Below are 23,100 nucleotides of genomic sequence, written 5' to 3' on the forward strand. Positions count from 1 at the left end.
TGCGCTCAGCCGGCGGGCCGGCCGAGCTGCTCGATCAGTCCGAGCACCCGTGCCCAGGCCTCGGAGGCGGGGTCGATGACGTCGAAGTGGTCGCCGGCGACCTCGATCAGCTCGGCGGCGCCGCCGGCGGCGGTCGCGGCGGCGACGTACGCCTGCGACTGCGCCAGCGGTACGACGTCGTCGGCGCGCCCGTGCACGCACCACAACGGCACGGCCAGCGGCACCTGCCGGATCGGGTCGACACCGGCGTCGGCCTCACCCGGCGGGTGACCCAGGAACCGCGCGACCGCGCCGCCGCCGAGACCGGCGTCGTGGGCGGCACGCAGGTCGAGGACGCCGGCCTGGGAGACGACGTGGGTCAGCCCCACCTGCTGGGTGGCGGCCCAGGCCGCGAGGTGTCCGCCGGCGGAGTGGCCGATGGCGACACGGACGGGGTGCTCCACCGGGCAGGCGGCGATCGCGGCGCGGACGTCGGCGAGGGTGTCGGCGGCACCGGTGCCGCGGCGGTACTCGATCGCCCAGGTCGCCCACCCGGCCTCGACCAGGCTCGGCACCAGCGGCTGGGCGTGCTCGATGTCGTGCTCGGGCTTCCAGAAGCCGCCGTGGACGAGCACCGCCACCCCGCGCGGCGCGCCGTCGGGCAGAGTGAGCTCGGCGTACTGGCTGGGGTCGTCGCCGTACGGCGTGTGCGTGGTCATGGCGCCATGATGCGGGTCAGTCGAAGCGGCCCTGGCGGCCGCGCTTGACCTCGCCGCGCCGCTTCTTGGCGCCCAGCCGACGCTCCTTCGACCCCCGGGTGGGGCGCGTGGGGCGCCGCTTGGCGGGCGGTGGCGCGGACGCCTCGCGCAGCAGCAGTGTCAGCCGCTCGCGGGCGGCACGCCGGTTGTCGAGCTGGGTGCGGTGCTCGGAGGCGACGACGGTGAGGACGCCGTCGACCAGCCGCGGCGCGAGCCGGGCGAGCAGGCGCGGGCGCAGCGTCTCCGGCACCGAGGCCGCGCGGGCCACGTCGAGGCTGAGCTCGACGCGGCTGTCGGTGGTGTTCACCCCCTGGCCACCGGGCCCCGAGGAGCGGGAGAACCGCTCGCCCAGCTCGGCCGCGGGCACCACCCACGACCGCGAGACCGGGAGGTCCCCCGCCACCTGTCAGCCGAGGGCGGCGGGCAGGGTCGCGGTCCAGGCCGAGCGGACCTCCGACAGCGCGGCGTCGAAGTGGCCCTCGACGGCGAGGCTGTCGCCGCCGGTGGTGCCGAGGACCGTGGCCGGCACGCCGTGGCGCTCGGCGAGCGCGACGAGCTGGTCCTCCTCGCCGTCGGCGACGGTGACCAGCACCCGCCCGACGGACTCGGAGAACAGCGCGACGAACGGGTCCTCGGCCACGGCGGCGACGTCGACGCGGGCGCCGACCATGTGCCGCAGCGCGCCCTCGACCAGCGCCTGGGCCAGACCGCCGTCGGAGAGGTCGTGGGCCGAGGTGAGCAGCCCGGCGTCGAGCGCACTCGCCTCGCGCAGCAGCGCGGCGAGCGCCTTCTCGCGAGCCAGGTCGACGCGCGGCGGGCGGCCGCCGAGGTGACCGTGCACGACGTGGGCCCACTCCGAGCCGGAGAGCTCCTCGGCGGTCTCGCCGAGCAGCACGATCCGCTCGCCGGCGGCCGACCAGGCCGACGGGGTGCGCTTGGTGACGTCGTCGATGACGCCGAGCACCGCGACGACGGGGGTGGGCAGGATCGCGGTCTCACCGGTCTGGTTGTAGAGGCTGACGTTGCCGCCGGTGACCGGGACGCCGAGCTCGGCGCAGGCGTCCTTGAGGCCACGGCAGGCCTCGGCGAACTGCCACATCACGGCCGGGTCCTCGGGCGAGCCGAAGTTGAGGCAGTCGCTGACCGCGAGCGGGGTGGCGCCGCCGGTGGCGACGTTGCGGTAGGCCTCGGCCAGCGCGAGCTGCGCGCCGGCGTACGGGTCGAGCTTGGCGTAGCGGCCGTTGCAGTCGGTGGCGATCGAGACGCCGAGGTTGGTCTCCTCGTCGACGCGCACCATCCCGGAGTCCGAGGGCTGGGCGAGGACGGTGTTGCCCTGCACGTAGCGGTCGTACTGGTCGGTGATCCAGGACTTGTCGCACAGGTTGGGGCTGGCGACCAGCTGCAGCAGGGTGGCGCGCAGCTCCTCGCCGGTGCGCGGGCGGGGCAGCGCCTCGGCGGCGTCGGCCTGCAGGGTGTCCTGCCAGTCCGGGCGGGCGTAGGGGCGCTGGTAGACGGGGCCGTCGTGGGCGACGGTGCGCGGCGGCACGTCGACGACGGTCTCGCCGTGCCAGGTGATCTCGAGCCGGCCGGTGTCGGTGACCTCGCCGATCACGACGGCCTCGACGTCCCACTTCCGGCAGATCTCCATGAAGCGGTCGATGTTGGCCGGCTCGACGACCGCCATCATCCGCTCCTGCGACTCGCTCATGAGGATCTCCTCGGGCGAGAGCGTGGAGTCGCGCAGCGGGACCCGGTCGAGCTCGCAGCGCATGCCGCCGTCACCGGCGGAGGCGAGCTCGGTGGTCGCGCAGGACAGGCCGGCGCCGCCGAGGTCCTGGATGCCGTTGACGACCTTCGCCGCGAAGAGCTCGAGCGTGCACTCGATGAGCAGCTTCTCCATGAACGGGTCGCCGACCTGGACGCTGGGGCGCTTGGCCGGACCGTCGGCGTCGAAGGTCTCGGAGGCCAGCACGGAGACGCCGCCGATGCCGTCGCCGCCGGTGCGGGCGCCGTAGAGGACGACGAGGTTGCCCTTGCCGGTGGCGTTGGCCAGGTGCAGGTCCTCGTGCTTGAGCACGCCGATGCAGCCGGCGTTGACCAGCGGGTTGCCGAGGTAGGTGGCGTCGAAGACGGCCTCGCCGCCGATGTTCGGCAGGCCCAGGCAGTTGCCGTAGCCGCCGACGCCGGCCACGATCCCGGGCAGCACGCGAAGGGTGTCGTCGGCATCCAGCGGGCCGAAGCGCAGCGGGTCGACGACCGCGATCGGGCGCGCGCCCATCGCGATGATGTCGCGGACGATGCCACCGACGCCGGTCGCGGCGCCCTGGTAGGGCTCGACGTACGACGGGTGGTTGTGCGACTCGACCTTGAAGCTGACCGCGTAGCCCTGGCCGATGTCGATGACGCCGGCGTTCTCGCCGATGCCGGCGAGCATCGGGCCGATCGGGGTCTCCTGCGGCAGCTCGCCGAACTGCTTGAGGTGCACCTTGGAGGACTTGTAGGAGCAGTGCTCGCTCCACATCACCGAGTACATGGCCAGCTCGGAGGCGGTCGGCCGGCGGCCGAGGATCTCCTTGATCCGGTCGTACTCGTCGGCCTTGAGGCCGAGGTCGGCCCACGGCTGATCGCGGTCGGGGTCCCCGGCCGCCACGGCGACGGTGTCGAGCGTGGAACGGGACGGTGCGGATCGGGTGTCGGCCACGGGGCAAGGCTATCGGCGCCGACGCCGGTCCGTTCAGCCGGTCGGGCGCGGCAACCCCGGCGAGAACTACAGGTTTGTAGTTCAACACGAGGCCTGTTACTCGTGTGATTGGTGTGGTTATGGTGACCAGGCTTCGCACCACCAGCCCCACCTTCCCCTGGAGTTTCTCCGATGTCTGCCCGGCTCACGCCCACCTCCATCCGCCGATCCCCGGCGCCGTCCGCGCGCCGCCGCGGCAGGTCGCTGCGTACCGCGGTGGGCACGCTGAGCGCCGTCGTCGCGCTCGCCGGCCTGGTCACCGTGCAGGCCTCGACCCAGACGGCGGCACAGGGGTCCGGCGCGGCCGAGCCCGCCGCCACCCTGGTCGCCGCTCAGGTGGCGGCCAAGAAGAAGAGCACCAACCCGCCCACCCCGGGCGCATTCACCGGCTACGGCTTCGACCAGTGCCTGGCGCCCAGCCAGGCCGCGATGGACGTCTGGCTCAAGCACTCGCCGTTCCTGGCCGTCGGCATCTACATCTCCGGCAACTCCCGGCACTGCCGCAACCAGCCCAACCTGACCCCGACCTGGGTCTCCAACCAGCTGGCCAAGGGCTGGAAGCTGCTGCCGATCACGCTCGGGCCGCAGTCCTCGTGCGTGGGCCGCTACCCGAAGTACGGCAAGAACATCGACCCCACCATCAGCACGTCGAAGACCGGCTCGTGGGCCGCGGCCCGCAAGCAGGCGGTGGCCGAGGCGGACACCGCCGTCGCCACCGCGCGCAACCTGGGCATCGTCCCGGGCAGCACCCTGTTCTACGACCTCGAGGGCTGGAGCGACTACCGCAACGCGACGTGCCGTGAGGCCTCCCTGGCCTTCCTCAGCGCCTGGACCGTCCAGGTCCGCAAGCTCGGCTACAAGTCCGGTGTCTACTCCAGCGCCGGCTCCGGGATGCGCGTCCTCGACGACGCCCGCAAGGAGCGCCGCAGCGACGTCACCCTGCCCGACCAGATCTGGATCGCGCGCTGGGACGGCAAGGCCAACACCTCCACCAGCTACATCTCCGACGCGGGTTGGAAGAAGGCCCGGATCAAGCAGTACCGCGGCGGCCACGACGAGACCTGGGGCGGCGTGAAGATCAACATCGACTCCAACTACCTCGACCTCGGTGACTCGACCCCGGCCAAGGAGACGCACTGCGGCGGCGTGCGGGTCGACCTGATCCGCTACCGGGCGCTCAAGCCCAAGACCGCCAGCTACACGCCCTCGGCTCCCGTGGTGAAGGCGCTGCAGTGCCTGCTGACCGAGAAGGGCCTCTACCGCGGCCGGATCACCGGCAACTTCAACAAGGCCACCGGCAAGGCCGCGGGCGCGTGGCAGCAGGCCACCGGCCGGCCGACCTCCACCGTCCGCTGGCGTCGCCTGGACTGGGTCACCCTGCTGTCGGCCGGCACCCGGCCGATGCTGAAGACCGGCTCCACCGGCCCCGACGTACGACGGGTGCAGCGCGCCGTCGGCGCCGCGATGCCGAAGCGGAAGGTCCCGATCACCGGCCGCTACGACGCCACGACCGCCGCCCACGTCGCGGCCTACAACAAGGTCGCCGGCGCCGGGAAGACCGGCCAGGTCAAGAGTGCGACCTGGGCCCGGCTCGCCCGCGGGGTGTACTGAGCAACAGAGCAGTCGTCAGGGCCGCGGCACTCGCCGCGGCCCTGACGTGCACCTCGAGGACGCACCGGGGTCGCACCCGGGCGGTTTCGGCAGCCGCGCTCGGGGCAGACGTGGCGCCGTGGGGACTCCTGAGAACGATCCGACGCAGCAGCGGCGCCCGCCCGTGCCTCCGCCGACGGTCCCGACCGCTCCGCGGGACCAGGGCGCTCTGGGCGCCTGGGCCGGCCGGCCGGTGCCCGGCACGCTGCCACCGCTGCCGACGGCACCGACGGCACCGACGGCACCGACGGCACCGGCCACGGCAGGCCGACGTGGGGACAACGGCCACCCGCGCGGGCGGGGGAAGGCGCTGCTCGTCGTACCGCTCGCCCTCGGGGCGCTGCTCGTGGGTGCGGGCGCGGGCGCCGGGGCGACGTACCTGGTCGTCTCCGACGACCCCGCAGCCGCCGACCTGCCGGCGCTGCCGGACCGGCTCGACGAGCGGTTCGTCGCAAAGTCAGCCGTGACGCCCGAGGAGAGCGGCGCCACCACGAGCTCCGACAGGTCCGGGGTGGAGAGGTTCAACCAGGCCGCCGAGGCCGAGGACAAGAAGGCCGGGGAAGTCCTCGGCGCCCTCCACGGGAAGGCGACGGCGCGCTCGTACATGGACGTCGCCGCGGCCGCGGACGACAGCCGGGCGGCCCGCCCGGCCCAGTTCGCCGTCACCGTGGTCCCGGGTGACGCGGGCCTGGTCATCCCCCACGGCCCGTTCGAGATCGACCAGCCTGGCCAGGGGACGCGGCTCAGCGAGATCGACGGTCACCGCTGCGCCACGTACTGGACGCGGCCGGTAGACCCGTCCAGCGATCAGCCGACGAACGGGGAGCCGACGGCCGGGAACTATCAGGTCGAGTGCCGCGCCGAGCGCGACGGCCTCACCTACGACATCTACACCTCGGGCCTGACGCCCGAGGAGACGGTGCACTACCTCGACCTCGTACTCGAGAAGACCAAGTAGCGGCGGAGCCCTCCTCGGCTCAGGCGAAGGCGGACTCGACGAGGGAGGTGAAGAACCCCAGCCCGTCGGTGCCGCTGCCGGTGAGCTCCTCGACGGAGTGCTCGGGGTGCGGCATGAGGCCGACGACGTTGCCGCGCTCGTTGGCGATGCCGGCGATGTCGTTGAGGGAGCCGTTGGGGTTGACCTCGAGGTAGCGGGCGACGACCTGGCCCTCGCCCTCGATGCGCGCCAGGGTCTCGGGGGCGGCGACGAAGCCGCCCTCGCCGTTCTTCAGCACGACCCGGATCTCCTGGCCCTGCTCGTAGGCCGAAGTCCAGGCGGTGCGGTTGTTCTCCACGCGCAGCAGCTGGTCACGGCAGACGAACTTGCGGTGGTCGTTGCGGATCAACGCGCCGGGCAGCAGGTGGGACTCGCACAGGATCTGGAAGCCGTTGCAGATGCCCAGGACCGGCATGCCGGCGCGCGCGGCCTCGACGACCTTCTCCATCACCGGCGCGAACCGGGAGATGGCGCCGCAGCGCAGGTAGTCGCCGTAGGAGAAGCCGCCGGGCAGGACGACCGCGTCCACGCCCTTGAGGTCGGCGTCGCCGTGCCACAGCGCGACCGCCTCGTTGCCGCCGATGCGGACCGCGCGGCGCGCGTCGACGTCGTCGAGCGAGCCCGGGAAGGTGACGACGCCGATCTTCACCGCTCGACGCTCACGGAGTAGTCCTCGATGACCGGGTTGGACAGCAGCGTCTCGGCCATCTTCTCGACCTCGGCGAGCACCTCGTCGGTGACCTCGCCGTCGAGCTCGAGCTCGAACCGCTTGCCCTGGCGGACGTCGGTGACGCCGGTGAAGCCCAGGCGGGGCAACGCACCGAGCACCGCCTTCCCCTGGGGGTCGAGGATCTCGGGCTTCGGCATGACAGCTACGACGACTCGGGCCACGCCCCGGAGTCTAGTGGCGGGCGAGCGCCAACCTGACACCACGCTCCCGCTCGGACACGGGTGCAGACTGGCTCCATGAGCATCCCCACCACAGGAAACGACCCCAACCGTTCACTGCTCAGGCTCGACTATCCCCAGTCCCTGGCCGTGTACGACGACTACCCGGCCGCGCAGCGCACGGTCGACTACCTCTCCGACCGGGGCTTCCCGGTCCAGAACTGCATGATCGTGGGCACCGACCTCAAGCAGGTCGAACGGATCACCGGACGACTGACCGCCGGGAAGGTCGCGGCGGGCGGTGCGATGAGCGGGATCTGGTTCGGCCTGTTCGTCGGCCTCCTGCTCAGCTTCTTCGGCGGCGAGGGCGAGGTGCTGGCGATCGTGCTGTCCTCGGCGTTGATCGGCCTGGCGTTCGGCGTGGTCTTCGCGCTGCTCAGCTTCGTGGCGACCCGGGGCCGACGCGACTTCTCCTCGGTCAACGCCGTCGTCGCCACCCGCTACGAGGTGCTCGTGGAGCACAAGGTCGCCGGCCAGGCCCGCGACCTGCTCGCCACGCTCCCCGGCGCGCTGCCCGACCCGTTCAGCTGACCGACCGGCCCGACCGGTCCGGCCGACCGGCCGCTGACCTGAGCGCAGCGGCGCCGGTCAGGACAGCTCGCGCTTGAGGATCTTGCCGGTGGCGGTCATCGGCAGCGCGTCGACGATCTCGACGATCCGCGGGTACTTGTAGGCCGCCATCTGCTCCTTGCCCCAGGCCACGATCTCCTCCGGCGTCGCGGACGCACCGGGCTCGAGGATGACCACGGCCTTGATCTCCTCGCCGTGGGTCTCGTGCGGCACCCCGATGACCGCGGCCAGCGAGATCGCGGGGTGGGTGAGCAGCACCTCCTCGATCTCACGGGGATAGACGTTGTAGCCGCCGCGGATGATCATGTCCTTGGAGCGGTCGACGATGTAGTACCAGCCGTCGGCGTCCTTGCGGCCGAGGTCGCCGGAGCGGAACCAGCCGTCCGGGCTGATCGCCTGGGCGGTCGCCTCGGGCCGCTTGTAGTAGCCCTTCATCACGTTGTCGCCGCGGATCGCGATCTCACCGATCCGCTCGGCGCCGTCCTCGCGGACGTCGTCCCAGCCGTCCGGGTCGATCAGCTTCATCTCCACACCGCGGATCGGGGTGCCGATGGAGCCCACCCGGACGGGCTCGCCGTACGGCGAGAAGCTGGCGACCGGCGAGGTCTCGGACAGCCCGTAGCCCTCGAGGATCGTGACGCCGAAGCGCTCCTCGAAGCGGTGGTGCACCTCGACCGGAAGCGCCGCCCCGCCGGCGACCGCGACGCGGAGGTTGTTGGCCAGGGTGGCGACGTCGACGCTGTCGTCGAGCGCGCCCAGCAGGCCCCAGTACATGGTGGGCACGCCGGCGAAGAAGGTGACCTTCTCGCTCAGCATCAGCGAGATCGCCGCCTTGGGCTCGAAGCGGGGCAGCATGACGACGGTGCCGCCGTAGGCGAAGGCACCGTTCTGGATCACGGTCTGGCCGAAGGAGTGGAACAGCGGCAGCACGCACAGGTAGGTGTCGGGGTGGGCGGCGTCGGCGCCGAAGAGCGACTCGCTGGCCAGCGCGTTGGAGCGCATGTTGCGGTGGGTGAGCTCGGCACCCTTGGGCTGCCCGGTGGTGCCGGAGGTGTAGAGGATGACCGCGGTGTCGTCGTCGGCGACGTCGACGGTGTCGAACGTGGCCGGCTGGCCGGCCACTGCGGCACCGAAGGTCTGTGCGCCCTCGATCGGCGACGGCGCCGCCGGGTCGGCGGTGATGAGGAAGAAGTGCTCGCACCCCTCGGCCGTCCCGAAGCCCTCGAACGCCTCCTTGCCGATGGGCAGGTCCGGGGTGCCCTCGAACGCGAAGAGCGCCTTCGCGTCGGAGTCGCCGAGGTGGTAGGCCACCTCCCGGCCCTTGAGCAGCACGTTGAGCGGCACGACCGTCGCCCCGGCCTTGAGGATGCCGTTGTAGACGATCGAGAAGTAGGGCAGGTTCGGGCAGCTCAGCGCCACCTTGTCGCCGGGCCCGATGCCGCGGGAGACGAGCAGGTTCGCCACCTGGTTGGCCGCGGCGTCGACCTGCGGATAGCTCAGCCGGGTCTCACCCAGGACGATCGCGGTGCGCTCGGGGAACTCCCGGGCGCTGTTCTCGAGGAAACCGGCGAGGTTCGTCATGCAGGCAATGTACGTGCCCGGCCGCAGCGCCTCCGCGCCCCGGGACCAGCGCTCCCGCGCCCCGGGATCCGTCAGAAGCGCTCGCCGGTGAGCCGCTCGTAGGCCTCCAGGTAGCGGCTGCGGGTGCGCTCGATGACCTCGGCCGGCAGCGGCGGCGGCGCTTCGCCGGAGGAGCGGTCCCAGCCGGACTCGGGCGAGAGCGCCCAGTTGCGCACGATCTGCTTGTCGTACGACGGCTGCGTGCGCCCCGGCTGCCAGTCGTCGGCGGGCCAGTACCGCGAGGAGTCGGGGGTGAGCACCTCGTCGGCCAGCACGATGGGCGGCGGGGTGACGTCGCCGGCGACGGCGGGCAGCACGCCGAACTCGAGCTTGGTGTCGGCCAGGATGATGCCGCGCTCGCGGGCGATCTCCTCGGCGCGACCGTAGACGGCCAGCGTCAGGTCGCGCAGCGTCTCCGCCGTACCGCTGCCGACGGTCTCCACGATCGCGTCGAAGGAGACGTTCTCGTCGTGGTCGCCGAGCTCGGCCTTCGTGGCGGGGGTGAAGATCGGTGCGGGCAGCCGGCTGCCGTCCTCCAGGCCGGCGGGCAGCGCGACGCCGCACACCTCGCCGCTCGCGCGGTAGTCGAGGAGGCCGGAGCCGGTCAGGTAGCCGCGGGCCACGCACTCGACGGGGAACATGTCGAGCCGCTCGCAGATCACCGCGCGCCCGCGCACCGCCTCGGGCACGTCGGTGGAGATGACGTGGTTGGGCACCAGGTCGGCCAGCTGCTCGAACCACCACAGCGACATCCGGGTGAGGATCTCGCCCTTGTCCGGGATGGTCGTCTCCAGCACGAAGTCGAAGATGGAGAGCCGGTCGCTGGCCACCATCAGCAGCTTGCCGGCGTGCTCGCCGTCGGTGACCTCGTAGAGGTCGCGCACCTTGCCCGAGTGCAGGTGGCGGGCCCCGGGCAGCTCGGGGGCGGGCGGGATGTTCGCGAGGGTCACGGGCGACAGCCTATTGAGCCGCGCGATCCCGTTGCCGCAACCCCTTCGGCGTATCTAGACTGACTTACTGGACATCATCTGCGGATCGCCTGAGGATCGGAGCGCGCGATGACCCGGGACCCCCGCCCCGACTTCCTCCTCGTCGGCGCGCCCAAGGCCGGCACCAGTGCGCTGCACCTGGCGCTGGCCGCCCACCCGGACGTGTTCGTCACCACGCCCAAGGAGCCGAAGTTCTGGCTCTGCGAGGACGCACCGCCGCCGCACTGGCGCGGACCGGGCGACCGGCACTCGCAACGGGAGTGGATCTGGCACCGCGAGGCCTACGCCGACCTCTTCCGCCTCGCTCCCCCGCACGCGGCGCGCGGCGAGTCGACGCCCTTCTACCTGTGGCACCGCGGCGCGCAGCGCCGGATCGCCGAGGCGCTGCCCGACATCAGGCTGATCGCGGTGGTGCGCGACCCGATCGACCGCGCCTACAGCAACTGGATGCACCTGTGGTCCGACGGCCTCGAGCCCGAGGCGGACTTCGAGACCGCGTTCGCGCGCCAGGACGAGCGGGTCGCGGCCGGGTACGCCCCGTTCTGGCGCTACCGCGACCTCGGCCTGTACGGCGAGCAGCTGGCCGACCTGCTCAAGCTGGTCGATCCCTCCCGGGTGCTGGTCGTGCGCTACCGCGACATCGTCGACCGGCCCGTCGAGACCGTGGACCGGGCGTGCCGGTTCCTCGGCCTGCGCGAGGGCGCGGTGCCCGGCATCGCGCGGGAGAACTCCCGGCCCTACGTCGCTCCCGGGCTGCGCCCTCGTCTCGTCGGTCCGATGGTCCGGGCGGGAGCCTGGGCCGGGCAGTTCGCCCCGCCCGAGGTGTGGCGCCGGCTCAGCACGCCGGTCGTGGCGCGGCTGCAGACCACCGACGCCCACCGGCCCTCGCTGAGCGCCGAGCAGCGGGCGCGGCTGCTGCCGGCCTTCGAGGCCGACATCCGGCTGCTGATGGAGCTGACCGGGGACGACTACAGCGACTGGCTCTCCACGCGCGACCGCGGCTCGTTCGCGCAGCGGCAGGCGGGCGGGCTCAGCGGAGGAGCGTGACCAGGTCGTGCGCGCCGTCGGCGCGGGCGGCCTCCACGTAGAACCGGGTCCGGCCCTCAGGCAGCGCCACCGCGCTGGCGTAGCGCCAGGCGCCGTCGCCGTGCGGGGCGGCGATCGGGTCGGCGTCGGTGGGTACCAGCCGGCTGCCGTCCCAGGTGGCCACACCGGTGGTCTCGAACCAGTTCGACATCGCGTCGCGACGGCCGTCGTAGAGCACCCGCAGCGGGCCGTCGTCGCGCCGCGGCAGCACCGCGGTGGCCCGGGCACCGCGGGCGTCCCACTCCCCCGGCCGGCCGGCCAGCACCTCGCCCAGGTCGGTCCACGCCAGGCCGTCGTCGCTGTGCAGCAGCCGGGTGGTCATCCGGTCCTCGTGGCCGGGCTCGGTCAGCGGGTGGCAGCACAGCAGCATCTCCCAGCCGGCGCGGCCGGTCAGCCCGTCTCCCTCGGGGCGGTGCTCGATCACCGGGTCCTTGACGGCCATCGTGTCGTCGCCGGGGAGCACGATCCGACGCTCGCCGCCGGGCAGCGCCTCGGGCGTCGCGGCACTCAGGCTGTCGACCCACCAGTGCTTGGAGCCGGGGGTCGCGCACGACAGGTAGAGCCGCCAGCCCACGCCCGGGACGGGGACCAGCACCGGGCGCTCGAACGACTCGCTGCCGAAGGCGTCGCGGTGCACCTCGGCCACCGGCTCGAACTGCTCTCCGTCGTCCGAGCGGGCCACCACCACGGTGACGCCCCGGCCGGCGGCCAGGGGGCGGCGCACCCGGTAGGTCAGCCAGAACACGCCGTCGACCAGCACCGCGCTGGCTGCGCCCGCCCAGTTTCCCGCACCCGCCGCGGGCGCCGCCACCACGACCGTGGGGTCGTCGTACGTCGGGACCGCGAGGGTGTCGTGGGTCATGCCGGTGATGTTACTCGACTGATCGGCTCGACTTTGGCTCGTCGGGGTCCGTCCGGCTCCGGACCGATCCCGGGGGTCCTCACCCCTCGAGCGGTGGCTGGTGGCAGCATGTGCCCATGACGGAGTCTGCTGAGGAAGTCTGGGCCCGGATCGTCGGCGCCAAGCGCCAGGAGATCGGCGGCGAGTGCCCCGAGTGCGCCGGGGTCGCCCCCGAGCGGATCGTCTGGGAGGACGAGTTCTGGATCCTCTCCTACACCGACGGGCCCGCGGAGATGGCCGCCTCGCTGCTGCTGCAGACCCGCGAGCACACCCGCGTCGGCCAGCTCGACGACGAGATCGCCTCGCAGTTCGGCCGCATCTCGAACCGGCTGACCCGGATCATCGAGAACCTGCCGGAGACCTCCTACGTCGACGTGAGCCGCTACGGCGCGCACCGCGGCCACTTCCACGTGTGGTTCTTCGCACCTTTCGCGCCGGGCACCAACACGCCGGCCGACCTGCACGCGATCGCCACCAAGCTCGCGAACTGGGGCGGCGACGCCCGGGCCTGACCCGGGCGACGCAGGAACGACGTAGGCACAGAGCACCCCGACTCGGGCAGGACGAGGCGATGATGACCGGCGGGGTGCCGCTGCTGCTCCCCCGTGAGCGGTTGCACCGGCTGCTGGACCGACCCGAGGCGCCGCTGAGCGTCCTTGCCGCACCGAGCGGGTTCGGCAAGACCAGCCTGGTGCGCAGCTGGGTGGAGACGGTGCCGTGCCCCGTCATCTGGGTCAGTCTCGAGGGTGACCTGGTCTCCCGCCCGGCGTTCTGGCAGAGCGTCCTGGCCTCCGCGACGCGGCTGGGTGTGCTCGACGCCGACCTCCCGCTCCCGGCCCACGCGGAGGACCTGGACCGCAGCGACCTCCCCGGCGCGGTGCTCGCGGCCGCGCTCGGCGAGCACGTGACGACCCGCGGCCCCGTGACGCTGGTCATCGACGCCTACGAGCGCCTCCGCGAGGCGACCGCAGAGGTCGACGCCGACCTGCTCGCCCTGGTCCGCGACGCTCCCGGTCTCCGCGTGGTGGTGACCACCCGCGGCAGCACCGGGCTCGGCAGTCCCGGACGCAGCCTGCGCGGCGACGTGCAGCTGATCGGTGCCGAGGAGCTGGCCTTCACCGAGTCCGAGACGGCCGCGCTGGTGGCTGCGTTCGCGCCCGGGGTGGCGGCCTCCCCGGCACAGCTGCACCGAGCCACCCGCGGCTACCCCCTCGCGCTGCGCGCCGCGCTGCTGGCACTGGGCCGGGCGCGGCCGAGCGACCGGCTCCCCGACGCCGACTGGCAGGCGCTGGTCGCCGAGGACCTGCGCGGCCAGCTGGGCAGCGGCCCGGGCGCGGAGCTCGTCCGGGCGACGGTCGTGCCGCCGTACTTCGACGAGGCCCTGGCCGCCGAGCTCGCCGGAAGCACCGAGGTGAAGCAGCTGCTCGACGACCTGGCGTGGAACGGGTTCGGTCGGTGGATCCCGTTCACGCCCGATCGGCAGGTGTTCCAGTACGTCGACGCACTGCGCGACGCGATGCTGGCCGACGCCGCGCAGCAGCCTGCCGCTGAGCGGTTGCGCGCCGCCGAGCTCTCCGCGTGGTGGCTGCACCGGCAGGGCTCGCACGAGGCCGCCTTCGAGGTCGCGGTCTCCCACGGCCTGTACGGCGTGGCGGCGCGGGTCTACGCGCTGCTGGTGGCGGGCAACCAGGACGCGATCACCTCGACCCTGTTCGACCACCACCTGGCCGCAGTGCCGAGCCGGGCGCTGCGGCAGTACCCCGCGCTCGCCTTCGGCCGTGGCCTGGCCTGCCACCGGGACCCGGCACTGCGCGGCGCGGCCGGCGACTTCTTCCGGATCAGCGCCGCCTGGGACGGGCCGCGGCTGAGCGACCCGACGCCGGGCGAGGTGTTGCTGGGACACCTCTCGAAGACGGTCAGCCTGCGCCTGCTGGGTCGGTTCGCACAGTCGCACCGGGCGGCTCGAGCGGCGGAAGCGTTCCTCGCCGCGCTGCCGGAGGCCGACGCCGAGCAGCTGGGCGAGGTCCGGACGCTCGCGCTGCGCCACCTGGCCTACTCCCACTTCCAGGCCGGCGACCTCGAGGCCGCGCGCAGCGCCACCGCGCGCGCCGTCGCCGGCGCGGGCCGTCCCGAGGTGCTCAACCACACGGCGGTCTACGCCGTCGGGCTGAGCGCGGTCGAGGGTCGCACCGCTGAGGCCCGCGCGGCGATGACGCTCGTCGACGACGAGGCATGGGGTCCGGGTGAGCGCCGGACCTACGTCAACGCACTGGGCCGGATCGGCCGCGCGACGCTGCTGCTGGACGCCTTCGACCTCGACGGCGCGTTGGCCGAGTACGACGGCTGTGAGTCGTTCCTGCACACCTCGGAGTTCTGGCCGTTCAGCACCTGGACCCTGATGCACGCCCGGCTCGGGCGCGGTGAGGCCGCCGCCGAGGCGCGCCGGGTGGCCGAGCTGCTGCGCCGCACGCCGCCACCGCCGGGCATGACCCCCGAGCCGAACGGCCCGAGGACCGCGGACGGCCAGCACCAGACGGGCAGCCTGGGCGCCGCGGCCGTGCGCGGCGCGCTGGCCGTGCTCTGGCTGGCCGCCGGGAACCGGACCAAGGCGCTGCCGCTGCTGCGCGGTGGTGGCCGACACGCCGGGCAGCTCGCCCCGGCGGTGCTGCTCAGCCGGCTTCTGGCCGGCGGCTCCGACGACGTGCTGCTGGGGCTTCCCGCGCTGGAGCAGCGGCCGGGCCACACCCTGCGGTCGACGGTCGCGGTGCTGACCCTGGGAGCAGCCGCGGCGCTGCGGGCCGGGCACGAGGAGAGCGCGCTCGCACTGCTGGAGCGGGCGTTGGCGCTGAGCGGCGTGGACGGCGCCCGGGCCCACCTGATGTACCTGCCGGCCGCGGACCTGGCCGCGCTCCGCGCACTCGCCGACCGAGCCGACAACGGCGCACTGCGGACCTACCTCACCGGCCTGCTCCCGGACTGCTTCCCCGGCTCGAGGGCCGCGGTGTCGCTGACCACGCAGGAGCGGGCCGTGATCGCGGCGATGGTGCTGCACTCGACCCGGAGCGCGGTCGCCGCCGCGCTGCACGTCTCGGAGAACACCGTGAAGACGCACCTGCAGCGCATCTACCGCAAGCTCGGGGTGAACTCGCGCTCCGCGGTCATCGAGCGGGCGATCGAGCTGGATCTGCTGGGCCGCGGCTGAGGTCGGTCCGGTCCTCACCGGCGGCTCGGCCCGGGCTGCCGCCACCACCCGGTACGCCGCCCGCTGGTCGCGGTGGCCTCGTCGGCCGCACTGTTCGTGCGGTCAGGGCGAGCACCGCGGCCGCGAGCAGCCCGGAGCCGGCGCAGATCGACCACACCGCGTAGTACCCGCCGAGGCTGCCGCCGTCGATCCGCAGCGTGCCGGTGCTGGCCAGGCAGATCGCGAACACCGCGGAGGCGAGGCCGCCGCCGATCGCCTTGGCGGCGTTCGTCAGCCCCGTCACCGAGCCGACCCGGTCCGGGGGTGCCGCGGCGACCGCGGCGGCGGGGATGCCCGCGACCAGCCCGCCCGTGCCCAGGCCGACCACCGCCATCAGCAACCACGTGCCGGCCTCGCTGCCGTGCAGCGGCAGCCAGGCGGCGTACCCGGCGGCGTAGACCAGGCAGCCGACCACCATCGCGCCGCGCGGACCGAACACCCGGCTGGTCAGCGGCAGCGCCAGGGCACCGATCGCGAGGCAGGCCACGTAGCTGGTCAGCCGCAGCGACCCCTCGGCGGCGGAGATCCCGAAGCCGTAGCCGGTCACCGCAGGATCGCTGCGGAAGTACGTCGACAACGGCACCTGCGCGCCGAGCAGCGACATGCCGAGCAGCAGCGCGGTCAGCTGGATGCCCCACTGCGCCGGGTCCGCCAGCAGCCGGACGTCGACGAGCGGGTCGGTGTGCCCGTGCTCGTGGCGCCACCACGGCACCAGCAGCAGGCAGCCGGCGAGCACCAGCAGCCAGGCGATCGGCGAGGAGACGCCCTGCAGCCGGACCAGCACCAGACCGGCCATCGTCACCGACACCGCCAGCACCAGCAGGCCGAGACCGACGCCGTCGAAGCGGCGGGCACCACGGCGTGGGGTGTCGCCGAGCCACCACAGCGCCGGCACGCAGAGGGTCACCGCCACGGCCGGCAGCGTCAGCATCGTGGTCAACGAGACTCGCTCGGCCAGCTGGCCGGCGAGCATCGCGGCGAGGATGATCGACAGCTCCAGCGTCGCGACCAGCAGCGCCGCCACCCGACGAGTGGTGCGCCCTTGGCGTGGGCTGCCGGCGGTACGGCGGTGGATGATCGCGACCTCGATCGGCAGCCACACCACGTAGACGCCCTGCAGCGTCCAGGCGGCCAGCAGCACGGGGAACGACGGCGCGAGCGCGATGCCCCAGGTCGCGACCGCGGTCACGGCAGTCGCGCCCAGCAGCACCGTGCGGTGGCCGACGAGGTCACCCAACCGGGCCAGCGGCACCACCACCAGCGCCGAGAAGATCAGCTGGGACGCCTCGAGCCAGTTCAGGTCGCCGTACCCGATCGCGACGCCGTCGGCGATGTCGACCATGACCGGGCCGTAGTAGCCCTGGATGGCTCCGCTGGCGACCTCGACGGCGGCCAGGACCGCGACGACGCCCAGCAGCCCGTGGACGCGCACCGAGGCGCGGGGCGCGGCGAACGCGGTCATGGCGTGCTCGTCATCGGGTTCTCCTGCAGGAAGCGGCGGGGAACGAGACACCGCGCGACCTGCCGGGTGACATGCCGGGCGACATCCGGACCTTACTGTTGCCAGCCCTGCTTTGGTGAGCGTTCGCTGGGTCGCTGGCAGCAGGCCCCTCCTGCCGCAGTCCCTCGATCGGAATGGTCCTTCCATGCGTGCACGTCGTTCCCCCGCGGCTCGAGCTCGGCGATCGGTCCGGCTGATCGCCGCCGCTGCCCTTGCCGGCACCGCCCTCACCCTGGGCGCGGTGCCACCCACCGTCGCCGACGCCCCGGCCACGCCGATCGCCGCCGCGGAGGCCACCTCTGCGGCGCCGACCTCGGGGGTCGCCCCGACGCCGGAGGCGAGCGCCTCGCCCTCCACCGAGCCGAAGGCCGAGCCGTCGCAAGAGCCCTCGGAGGAGCCGACCGAGTCGCCGAGGGAGTCGCCGAGGGAGTCGCCGAGGGAGTCGCCGAGGGAGTCGCCGAGGGAGTCGCCGAGGGAGTCGCCGACCGAAGAGCCCTCGGACAGGCCGGTCGCGGCGCCGACCGCGGAGCCGGGCCCGGCGGAGAAGCCGGACCGATCGGAGAAGGCTGGGACGTCGAAGACCCCGGGCAACCGGAGCGCGGTCGCGGCCGCTGCACTCGCGCCGTTGGGCCCGGGCTGGACCGCCGTCCACCCCCAAGCGAGCGACGAGAACGGCTCCGCGGACCTGGTCACCGGCGCGCAGGGCGCGCTGCCCGCACCTCCGGGCGGCGGCGCCTGGATCCACCTGAAGCCCACCGAGGCATCGCCGGGGGTCTACCGCGGCAACGTCAACGTGACCCGGCGCATCCCCGACACGGTGGTCGACGGGCAGTACCTGATCAGCTGGGACGTCAGCTCCACGGGAGGGGCGGTCACCGAGCTCGCCAGCGGTCGGGTAGCGGTCTCCCGCACCTCGCTGGGCGCCTGGGTCCGGTACACGGCTCTGACCGAAGCGGACGGAACGTCGAAGTCCCTGAGCTTCACCTACCGGACCGGGAACGTCACCTCCACCGACGACGCCCAGGGCGGCATCGCCAACGTCACCGCCGTCCGCGTTGAGCCGACGCTCACCGGCCCGGCCACCGCAGCCGCCCCTGCAGGCGTCTCCACGACCGTCGACCTGCCGGTGACCAACACGGTCGGCTGCCGGACGGAGGGGGCGGCTCCGGCGTGGGTGAAGACCTCCTTGACCGGCATCAACGGCTCCTGCCAGCTCGTCCTCGCCCCGGGCGCCTCGGTCGAGGGCAGCTTCTCGGTGACGGTCGCCGCTCTCGCCGTCGGTGCACGGGTCGCCGAGACCCATACGGTCATGGTGACCGTGGCGCCCTCGGTCGACACGATCGTGGTGACCCCCGCGTCCTCGACCGTGGCCGCCGGAGCGACGGCGACCTACACCGCGCACGCCTACAGCCCGGCCGGCACCGACCTCGGCGACGTCACCGCCGACACCGACTTCACCGCCTCCGGCGTCGCCGGTTGCACCGACAACCGCTGCGGCGCCGAGCGTGCCGGCAGCTACACCGTGACCGGCAGCTACCGGGGCAAGACCGCGACCGCGGGCCTCACCGTCACCGCCGCCGCGGCGAACCGGCTGGTGCTCCGCCCCGGGGCCGCCCACCTCCAGGCCGGCGACACCGCTCGGTTCACCGCGTCGACCTACGACCGCTTCGACAACCTCGTCGCCGACGTCACCGCCAGCGCCCGGATCACCGCGTCCGGCGCCGCGTCCTGCACCGGCAACGTGTGCGGCTCCGAGACCGCCGGGGACTACACCGTCACCGCCACCCAGGGCGGGCTGACCGCCACCGCCGACCTCGAGGTCGGCGCCGCGGACCCGGACCACATCGTGCTCAGCCCTGGCACCAGCACCATCACCGCCGGCACCACCCAGAGTTACGTGACCAACCTCTACGACCGGTTCGGGAACCTGAACCGCGACATCTCCGGGTACGTCGTACTGACCGCCGACGGGGCGGCCACCTGCACAGCCGACCGGTGCACCTCGGAGGTGACCGGCAGCTACACGGTCACCGCCCGCGTCGACGCCCCGGGCGTGCCCGCGTGGACCGACACCGCCCGGTTGACGGTGACCGCCGCGGCACTCGCCCACATCGAGATCTCGCCGGGGACCGCCAGCGTCAGCGCCGGAACCGGCCAGCCGTACACGGCGGCGTCCTACGACCGCTTCGGCAACCGGATCGCCGACGTCACCGCGAGCACCACGTTCGCCGCGAGCGGCGCCGCGACCTGTGCCGCCAACACCTGTCGCGCCGAGCGGGCGGGCGGCTACACCGTCACCGGCACTCACCTCGGGCAGAGCGACACCGCGAGCCTCACCGTCACGGCAGCCGCGGTGAACCGGCTCGAGGTCACCCCCGGGGCGAGCACGATCGCCGCCGGCGCGACCCAGGCCTACACCGCACGTACCTACGACCGCTACGACAACCTCGTCGCCGACGTCACCGGCGCCACCTCGTTCACCGTGGACGGCGCCGCCGACTGCGCTGCGAACCGTTGCGGCTCGGAGACCTCCGGCACCTACCTGGTCACCGGCACCGCCGGCGGCCGGTCGGCCACGGTCACCCTGACCGTCACTCCGGCAGCAGTGCACCACCTGGTGATCACGCCGGCGACCGGCACGATCCTCGCCGGGAACAGCCTGAGCTACTCGGCCCGCACCTACGACCGCTTCGACAACCTGGTCGGCGACGTCACCACGACGACGACCTTCACCGCCTCGACCGACGCGGAGTGCACCGCGAACATCTGTGGCTCCACCAAGGCCGGCGAGCACACCGTCACGGGCACGCACACCGGCCTGAGTGACACCGCGACGCTCACCGTCACCCCGGCCGCCGCGGACCATCTCCTCCTCACCCCCGGCACCGCCACCATCACCGCCGGCGACACCGAGGACTACACCGCCCGGACCTACGACCGGTTCGACAACCTGATCGGCGACGTCACCACGACCACCACCTTGACCGCCTCGACCGACGCCGAGTGCACCGCCAACACCTGCGGCTCCACCAAGGCCGGCGAGCACACCATCACCGGCACGCAAGGTGGGCTGACCGACTCCGCGACGCTCACCGTCACCCCCGCGGCCGTCGACCGGCTCGACGTCACCCCCGACACCGCCACCATCACCGCCGGCGACACCGAGGACTACACCGCCCGCACCTACGACCGGTTCCACAACCTCGTCGGCGACGTCACCACGACCACCACCTTCACCGCCTCGACCGACGCCGAGTGCACCGCCCACACCTGCGGCTCCACCAAGGCCGGCGAGCACACCATCACCGGCACCCAGGGCGGGCTGACCGACTCCGCGACGCTCACCGTCACCCCCGCGGCCGTCGACCGGCTCGACGTCACCCCCGACACCGCCACCATCACCGCCGGCGACACCGAGGACTACACCGCCCGCACCTACGACCGGTTCCACAACCTCGTCGGCGACGTCACCACGACCACCACCTTCACCGCCTCGACCGACGCCGAGTGCACCGCCCACACCTGCGGCTCCACCAAGGCCGGCGAGCACACCATCACCGGCACCCAGGGCGGGCTGACCGACTCCGCGACGCTCACCGTCACCCCCGCGGACGTGGCGCGCCTCGAGATCTCCCCGGCCACCGGCACCATCACCGCCGGTGGCGGCCAGGAGTACGCCGCCTCGACGTACGACGAGTTCGACAACCTGATCGAGGACGCCACCGAGACCACGGTGTTCAGCATCGACGCGCCGGGGACCTGCACCGCCAACGTGTGCGGGTCGGAACGGACCGGCGACTACACGGTGACCGGGACGTTCACCCAGCCCGCGCCGCCGATCGTGGTGCGGCTCGCGCCGCTCGCACCGGGCGAGAGCGTGACCGCGACGGCGACCCTGCGGGTCGCACCCGCGGCGCTCGCGGCGATCGAGCTCACCCCTCCGCGCGCGGAGGTCGGTGTCGACGAGGAGCAGGCATACCGCGTCGAGGGGCTGGACCGATTCGGCAACAGCCGAGGCGACCTGACCGGCCGCACGCGCTTCCGGGCCAGCGGTGCGGCCTCGTGCACGGACGCGGCCTGCTCCGCCCCGAAGGCCGGGCGCTACCGGGTGCGGGCCAGCGCGCAGGGCCAGAGGGCCGCGGCGATCCTGGTGGTCACCGCGGAGCCGGTGAGCGGGGTCGTGCCCGACAAGGCCCCCACCGCCACGCTGCCGGCAACCGGCTCGACGACGACCTGGTGGCAGGCGCCGACCGGCCTGCTGATGCTGGCCACCGGCGTGGGCTGCGTCTGGTTCGCCACCCGCCGCCGACGGGGCACCGCCGGCTGAGGGACCGGTGTGCCCGGGCAACGTCCCCCCCAGCGCGCCCGGGCACGCCATCTCCCGCACGACGCCGCCTCTAGGCTCGAACCATGTCCGCCTCTAGGCTCGGACCATGTCTGTCGTGAAGATCAACGCCATCCAGGTCCCCCCGAACGCCGGTCCCGAGCTGGAGAAGCGGTTCGCCGCCCGCGCCGGCGCCGTCGAGGGCTCCCCCGGCTTCGAGGGCTTCCAGCTGCTGCGCCCCACCGCCGGCGAGGAGCGGTACTTCGTCGTGACCCGGTGGGCCGACGAGGAGTCCTTCGCCGCGTGGCGCGACGGTGACGCCCGGGCCGCGCACGCCCACCAGCCGGGCGAGGCCCCGCAGAAGCCCGTCGCCACCGGCGCGGACCTGCTGGAGTTCGAGGTCGTGCTGGACGTCAAGCCGTCCTGAGCCACCTGCCACCTGCCACCTGAGGCCCGACGGGCCGCCGATCACGAGGACCGGCGGCCCGCCGCAGCCCGGCGCTACTTCATCAGGTAGCAGGGCTCGGTGAACTTGTAGCCCTCGGCGGTCTTGCCGGTGAACGGCTCCACCGCCAGCGACAGCTTCGAGGAGGCCTTCGGGTCGACCTTGTTCAGCTGGGTCACCCGGACCGCGTCCTCGTTCGGGTCCCCGACCCAGTTGCCGGTGCCCTCGGGCAGGGTGCCCTCGCTGTCGATGTCGCCCTTCATCGCCTTGGCGGTCTCGACCAGGCCCTTGCGGTCGAGCTTGTCGTCGTCGATCGCCTTGGTCAGCAGCGCCTCCATCACGTAGCCGGAGTTGTAGCCGATCGCGAACCAGTCGTTGGGCGCCATGTCCCCGGCCGCCTCGCGCATCTCCGCCGAGCCCTTGGTGTCGGCGTCCCAGGTCGGGAACGACGTCGCCTGCATGTAGAGCGCCTCGATGGCCGGACCGGCGGGCGAGTCCAGCACGGCGGCGTTCCAGCTGGGCACGGAGCCGATGAACCGGCCCTTGAAGCCCTGCGCGGCCGAGCCGCCGACCACGGAGGCCATCTCCTTGGGGCCGGTGGCGATCAGCACGAAGTCCGGCTTGGCCTTCAGCAGCGCCCCGATCGCGGCGGACTGGTCGTCACCGCCGTCGACCTGGCCGGTCGTGATGTCGGTGAACTTCAGGCCGCGCTCCTTGGCGGCGATCCGGGCACCGACCATCGCGTCGTCGCCGTAGTCACCCGGGTAGTGCACCACCGCGACCGACTTGGCGCCCTGGTCGGCGGCGTAGTCGACGGCGTTCATGCCCTCGGTGCAGTAGCTGGTGCCGACCTCGATGGAGATGTCGTCGAAGATCCAGTTCGAGCCGAGCGAGGCCGGCCCGACCAGGATCGACTCGTTGGTCGCGTCCTCCAGGATCGCGTTGGTGTGCGCGGTGCCCAGCGACTGGCTGACGGCGAGGATCTTGTCCTTGATCTCGTTGAACAGCTCGGCGTGCTTCTCGGGGTCGTAGCCGCTGTCCTTGACGTACTCGGTCACGTCGACCTCGTAGTCGCCGATGCCGCCGTCGGCGTTGACCTTGTCCCAGAACGCCTTCTGGCCGGCGGTGAACGGCTCGCCGACGCCCTTGAAGACGCCGGTCAGGTCGGTCATCGTGCCCAGGTAGATGCAGCCCTTGTCCTTGTCGACGGCGTCGGGACACGGTTCCTCGGTGACCCCGGGCGCGGCGCGGCCGTCACCGCCGGAGTCGTCGTCGCGGCCGCAACCAGCCACGGCCAGGCTCACGGTCAGGGCGGTGACGATCGCCCCTGCTCTCATCGACCTTCGATTCA

General features: G+C 73.0%; 18 protein-coding genes. 8 read left to right on the forward strand and 10 right to left on the reverse strand.

The window, feature by feature from the left end; translation table 11 throughout:
- Positions 1 to 5 precede the first annotated feature (5 nt).
- The 3 genes from KG111_RS16085 to purL are packed head-to-tail and all read right to left on the reverse strand — an operon-like array spanning position 6 to position 3,438.
- Complete coding sequence (locus KG111_RS16085) at positions 6 to 698, reverse strand: alpha/beta hydrolase family protein (protein ID WP_205289772.1); 693 nt, start codon at positions 696 to 698, stop codon at positions 6 to 8.
- 16 nt (positions 699 to 714) lie between these two features.
- A complete protein-coding gene (gene arfB / locus KG111_RS16090; RefSeq protein ID WP_205289773.1) occupies positions 715 to 1,140 on the reverse strand; it encodes an alternative ribosome rescue aminoacyl-tRNA hydrolase ArfB in 426 nt (141 codons plus the stop codon).
- A gap of 3 nt (positions 1,141 to 1,143) precedes the next feature.
- Positions 1,144 to 3,438 carry a phosphoribosylformylglycinamidine synthase subunit PurL gene (purL, locus tag KG111_RS16095; RefSeq protein WP_205289774.1) on the reverse strand — a complete coding sequence of 765 codons (2,295 nt, stop codon included), beginning with the start codon at positions 3,436 to 3,438 and terminating at the stop codon, positions 1,144 to 1,146.
- A 171-nt stretch (positions 3,439 to 3,609) separates the two neighbouring features.
- Here purL and KG111_RS16100 point away from each other — a divergent pair, with 171 nt between their 5' ends.
- Both KG111_RS16100 and KG111_RS16105 read left to right on the forward strand, forming a co-directional pair.
- Positions 3,610 to 5,088, forward strand: coding sequence for a glycoside hydrolase domain-containing protein (locus tag KG111_RS16100; RefSeq protein ID WP_205289775.1), 1,479 nt, complete (start codon positions 3,610 to 3,612; stop codon positions 5,086 to 5,088).
- Positions 5,089 to 5,251: 163 nt separating this feature from the next.
- Positions 5,252 to 6,085, forward strand: a complete 834-nt coding sequence (locus KG111_RS16105; protein WP_205289776.1) for a hypothetical protein — start codon at positions 5,252 to 5,254, stop codon at positions 6,083 to 6,085.
- 19 nt (positions 6,086 to 6,104) lie between these two features.
- Here KG111_RS16105 and purQ read toward each other — a convergent pair whose 3' ends face one another.
- On the reverse strand, positions 6,105 to 6,773 hold the full coding sequence (purQ, locus tag KG111_RS16110) for a phosphoribosylformylglycinamidine synthase subunit PurQ (protein ID WP_205289777.1): 669 nt from the start codon (positions 6,771 to 6,773) through the stop codon (positions 6,105 to 6,107).
- Positions 6,770 to 7,015 (reverse strand): phosphoribosylformylglycinamidine synthase subunit PurS, encoded by a 246-nt coding sequence (purS, locus tag KG111_RS16115; RefSeq protein WP_205289778.1) that lies wholly within the window; start codon positions 7,013 to 7,015, stop codon positions 6,770 to 6,772. The genes purQ and purS overlap by 4 nt, the downstream gene beginning before the upstream one ends.
- A gap of 75 nt (positions 7,016 to 7,090) precedes the next feature.
- On the opposite strand from purS, the gene KG111_RS16120 reads away from it, so the two are divergent.
- Positions 7,091 to 7,603, forward strand: coding sequence for a YflT domain-containing protein (locus KG111_RS16120; RefSeq protein ID WP_205289779.1), 513 nt, complete (start codon positions 7,091 to 7,093; stop codon positions 7,601 to 7,603).
- A 57-nt stretch (positions 7,604 to 7,660) separates the two neighbouring features.
- Here KG111_RS16120 and KG111_RS16125 read toward each other — a convergent pair whose 3' ends face one another.
- Together KG111_RS16125 and KG111_RS16130 are read right to left on the reverse strand one after the other, a co-directional pair.
- The gene (locus KG111_RS16125; RefSeq protein WP_205289780.1) at positions 7,661 to 9,223 is read right to left on the reverse strand and encodes a long-chain-fatty-acid--CoA ligase; all 1,563 of its coding nucleotides are present in this window, start codon (positions 9,221 to 9,223) and stop codon (positions 7,661 to 7,663) included.
- Between the two features lie 71 nt (positions 9,224 to 9,294).
- Positions 9,295 to 10,212: a phosphoribosylaminoimidazolesuccinocarboxamide synthase gene (locus KG111_RS16130; RefSeq protein ID WP_205289781.1), complete on the reverse strand. Its 918-nt coding sequence runs from the start codon at positions 10,210 to 10,212 to the stop codon at positions 9,295 to 9,297.
- Positions 10,213 to 10,320: 108 nt separating this feature from the next.
- Between KG111_RS16130 and KG111_RS16135 the strand changes: the two genes are divergently transcribed.
- Positions 10,321 to 11,298 carry a sulfotransferase family protein gene (locus KG111_RS16135; RefSeq protein ID WP_205289782.1) on the forward strand — a complete coding sequence of 326 codons (978 nt, stop codon included), beginning with the start codon at positions 10,321 to 10,323 and terminating at the stop codon, positions 11,296 to 11,298.
- Here the strand turns inward: KG111_RS16135 and KG111_RS16140 are convergent.
- Positions 11,282 to 12,199: a hypothetical protein gene (locus KG111_RS16140; protein ID WP_205289783.1), complete on the reverse strand. Its 918-nt coding sequence runs from the start codon at positions 12,197 to 12,199 to the stop codon at positions 11,282 to 11,284. The genes KG111_RS16135 and KG111_RS16140 overlap by 17 nt on opposite strands.
- A gap of 116 nt (positions 12,200 to 12,315) precedes the next feature.
- On the opposite strand from KG111_RS16140, the gene KG111_RS16145 reads away from it, so the two are divergent.
- Both KG111_RS16145 and KG111_RS18500 read left to right on the forward strand, forming a co-directional pair.
- A complete protein-coding gene (locus KG111_RS16145) occupies positions 12,316 to 12,750 on the forward strand; it encodes a hypothetical protein (RefSeq protein WP_205289784.1) in 435 nt (144 codons plus the stop codon).
- Between the two features lie 59 nt (positions 12,751 to 12,809).
- The gene (locus KG111_RS18500) at positions 12,810 to 15,440 is read left to right on the forward strand and encodes a helix-turn-helix transcriptional regulator (RefSeq protein ID WP_275889995.1); all 2,631 of its coding nucleotides are present in this window, start codon (positions 12,810 to 12,812) and stop codon (positions 15,438 to 15,440) included.
- Here KG111_RS18500 and KG111_RS16155 read toward each other — a convergent pair.
- Positions 15,397 to 16,941 carry an MFS transporter gene (locus KG111_RS16155; protein ID WP_205289785.1) on the reverse strand — a complete coding sequence of 515 codons (1,545 nt, stop codon included), beginning with the start codon at positions 16,939 to 16,941 and terminating at the stop codon, positions 15,397 to 15,399. The genes KG111_RS18500 and KG111_RS16155 overlap by 44 nt on opposite strands.
- Positions 16,942 to 17,125: 184 nt before the next feature.
- On the opposite strand from KG111_RS16155, the gene KG111_RS16160 reads away from it, so the two are divergent.
- Complete coding sequence (locus tag KG111_RS16160) at positions 17,126 to 21,307, forward strand: hypothetical protein (RefSeq protein WP_213450004.1); 4,182 nt, start codon at positions 17,126 to 17,128, stop codon at positions 21,305 to 21,307.
- A 106-nt stretch (positions 21,308 to 21,413) separates the two neighbouring features.
- The gene (locus KG111_RS16165) at positions 21,414 to 21,731 is read left to right on the forward strand and encodes an antibiotic biosynthesis monooxygenase family protein (RefSeq protein WP_205289787.1); all 318 of its coding nucleotides are present in this window, start codon (positions 21,414 to 21,416) and stop codon (positions 21,729 to 21,731) included.
- A gap of 74 nt (positions 21,732 to 21,805) precedes the next feature.
- Here KG111_RS16165 and KG111_RS16170 read toward each other — a convergent pair whose 3' ends face one another.
- Complete coding sequence (locus tag KG111_RS16170) at positions 21,806 to 23,086, reverse strand: ABC transporter substrate-binding protein (RefSeq protein WP_205289788.1); 1,281 nt, start codon at positions 23,084 to 23,086, stop codon at positions 21,806 to 21,808.
- Positions 23,087 to 23,100 lie beyond the last annotated feature (14 nt).

Source organism: Nocardioides faecalis, assembly GCF_018388425.1.
Lineage (GTDB): Bacteria > Actinomycetota > Actinomycetes > Propionibacteriales > Nocardioidaceae > Nocardioides > Nocardioides faecalis.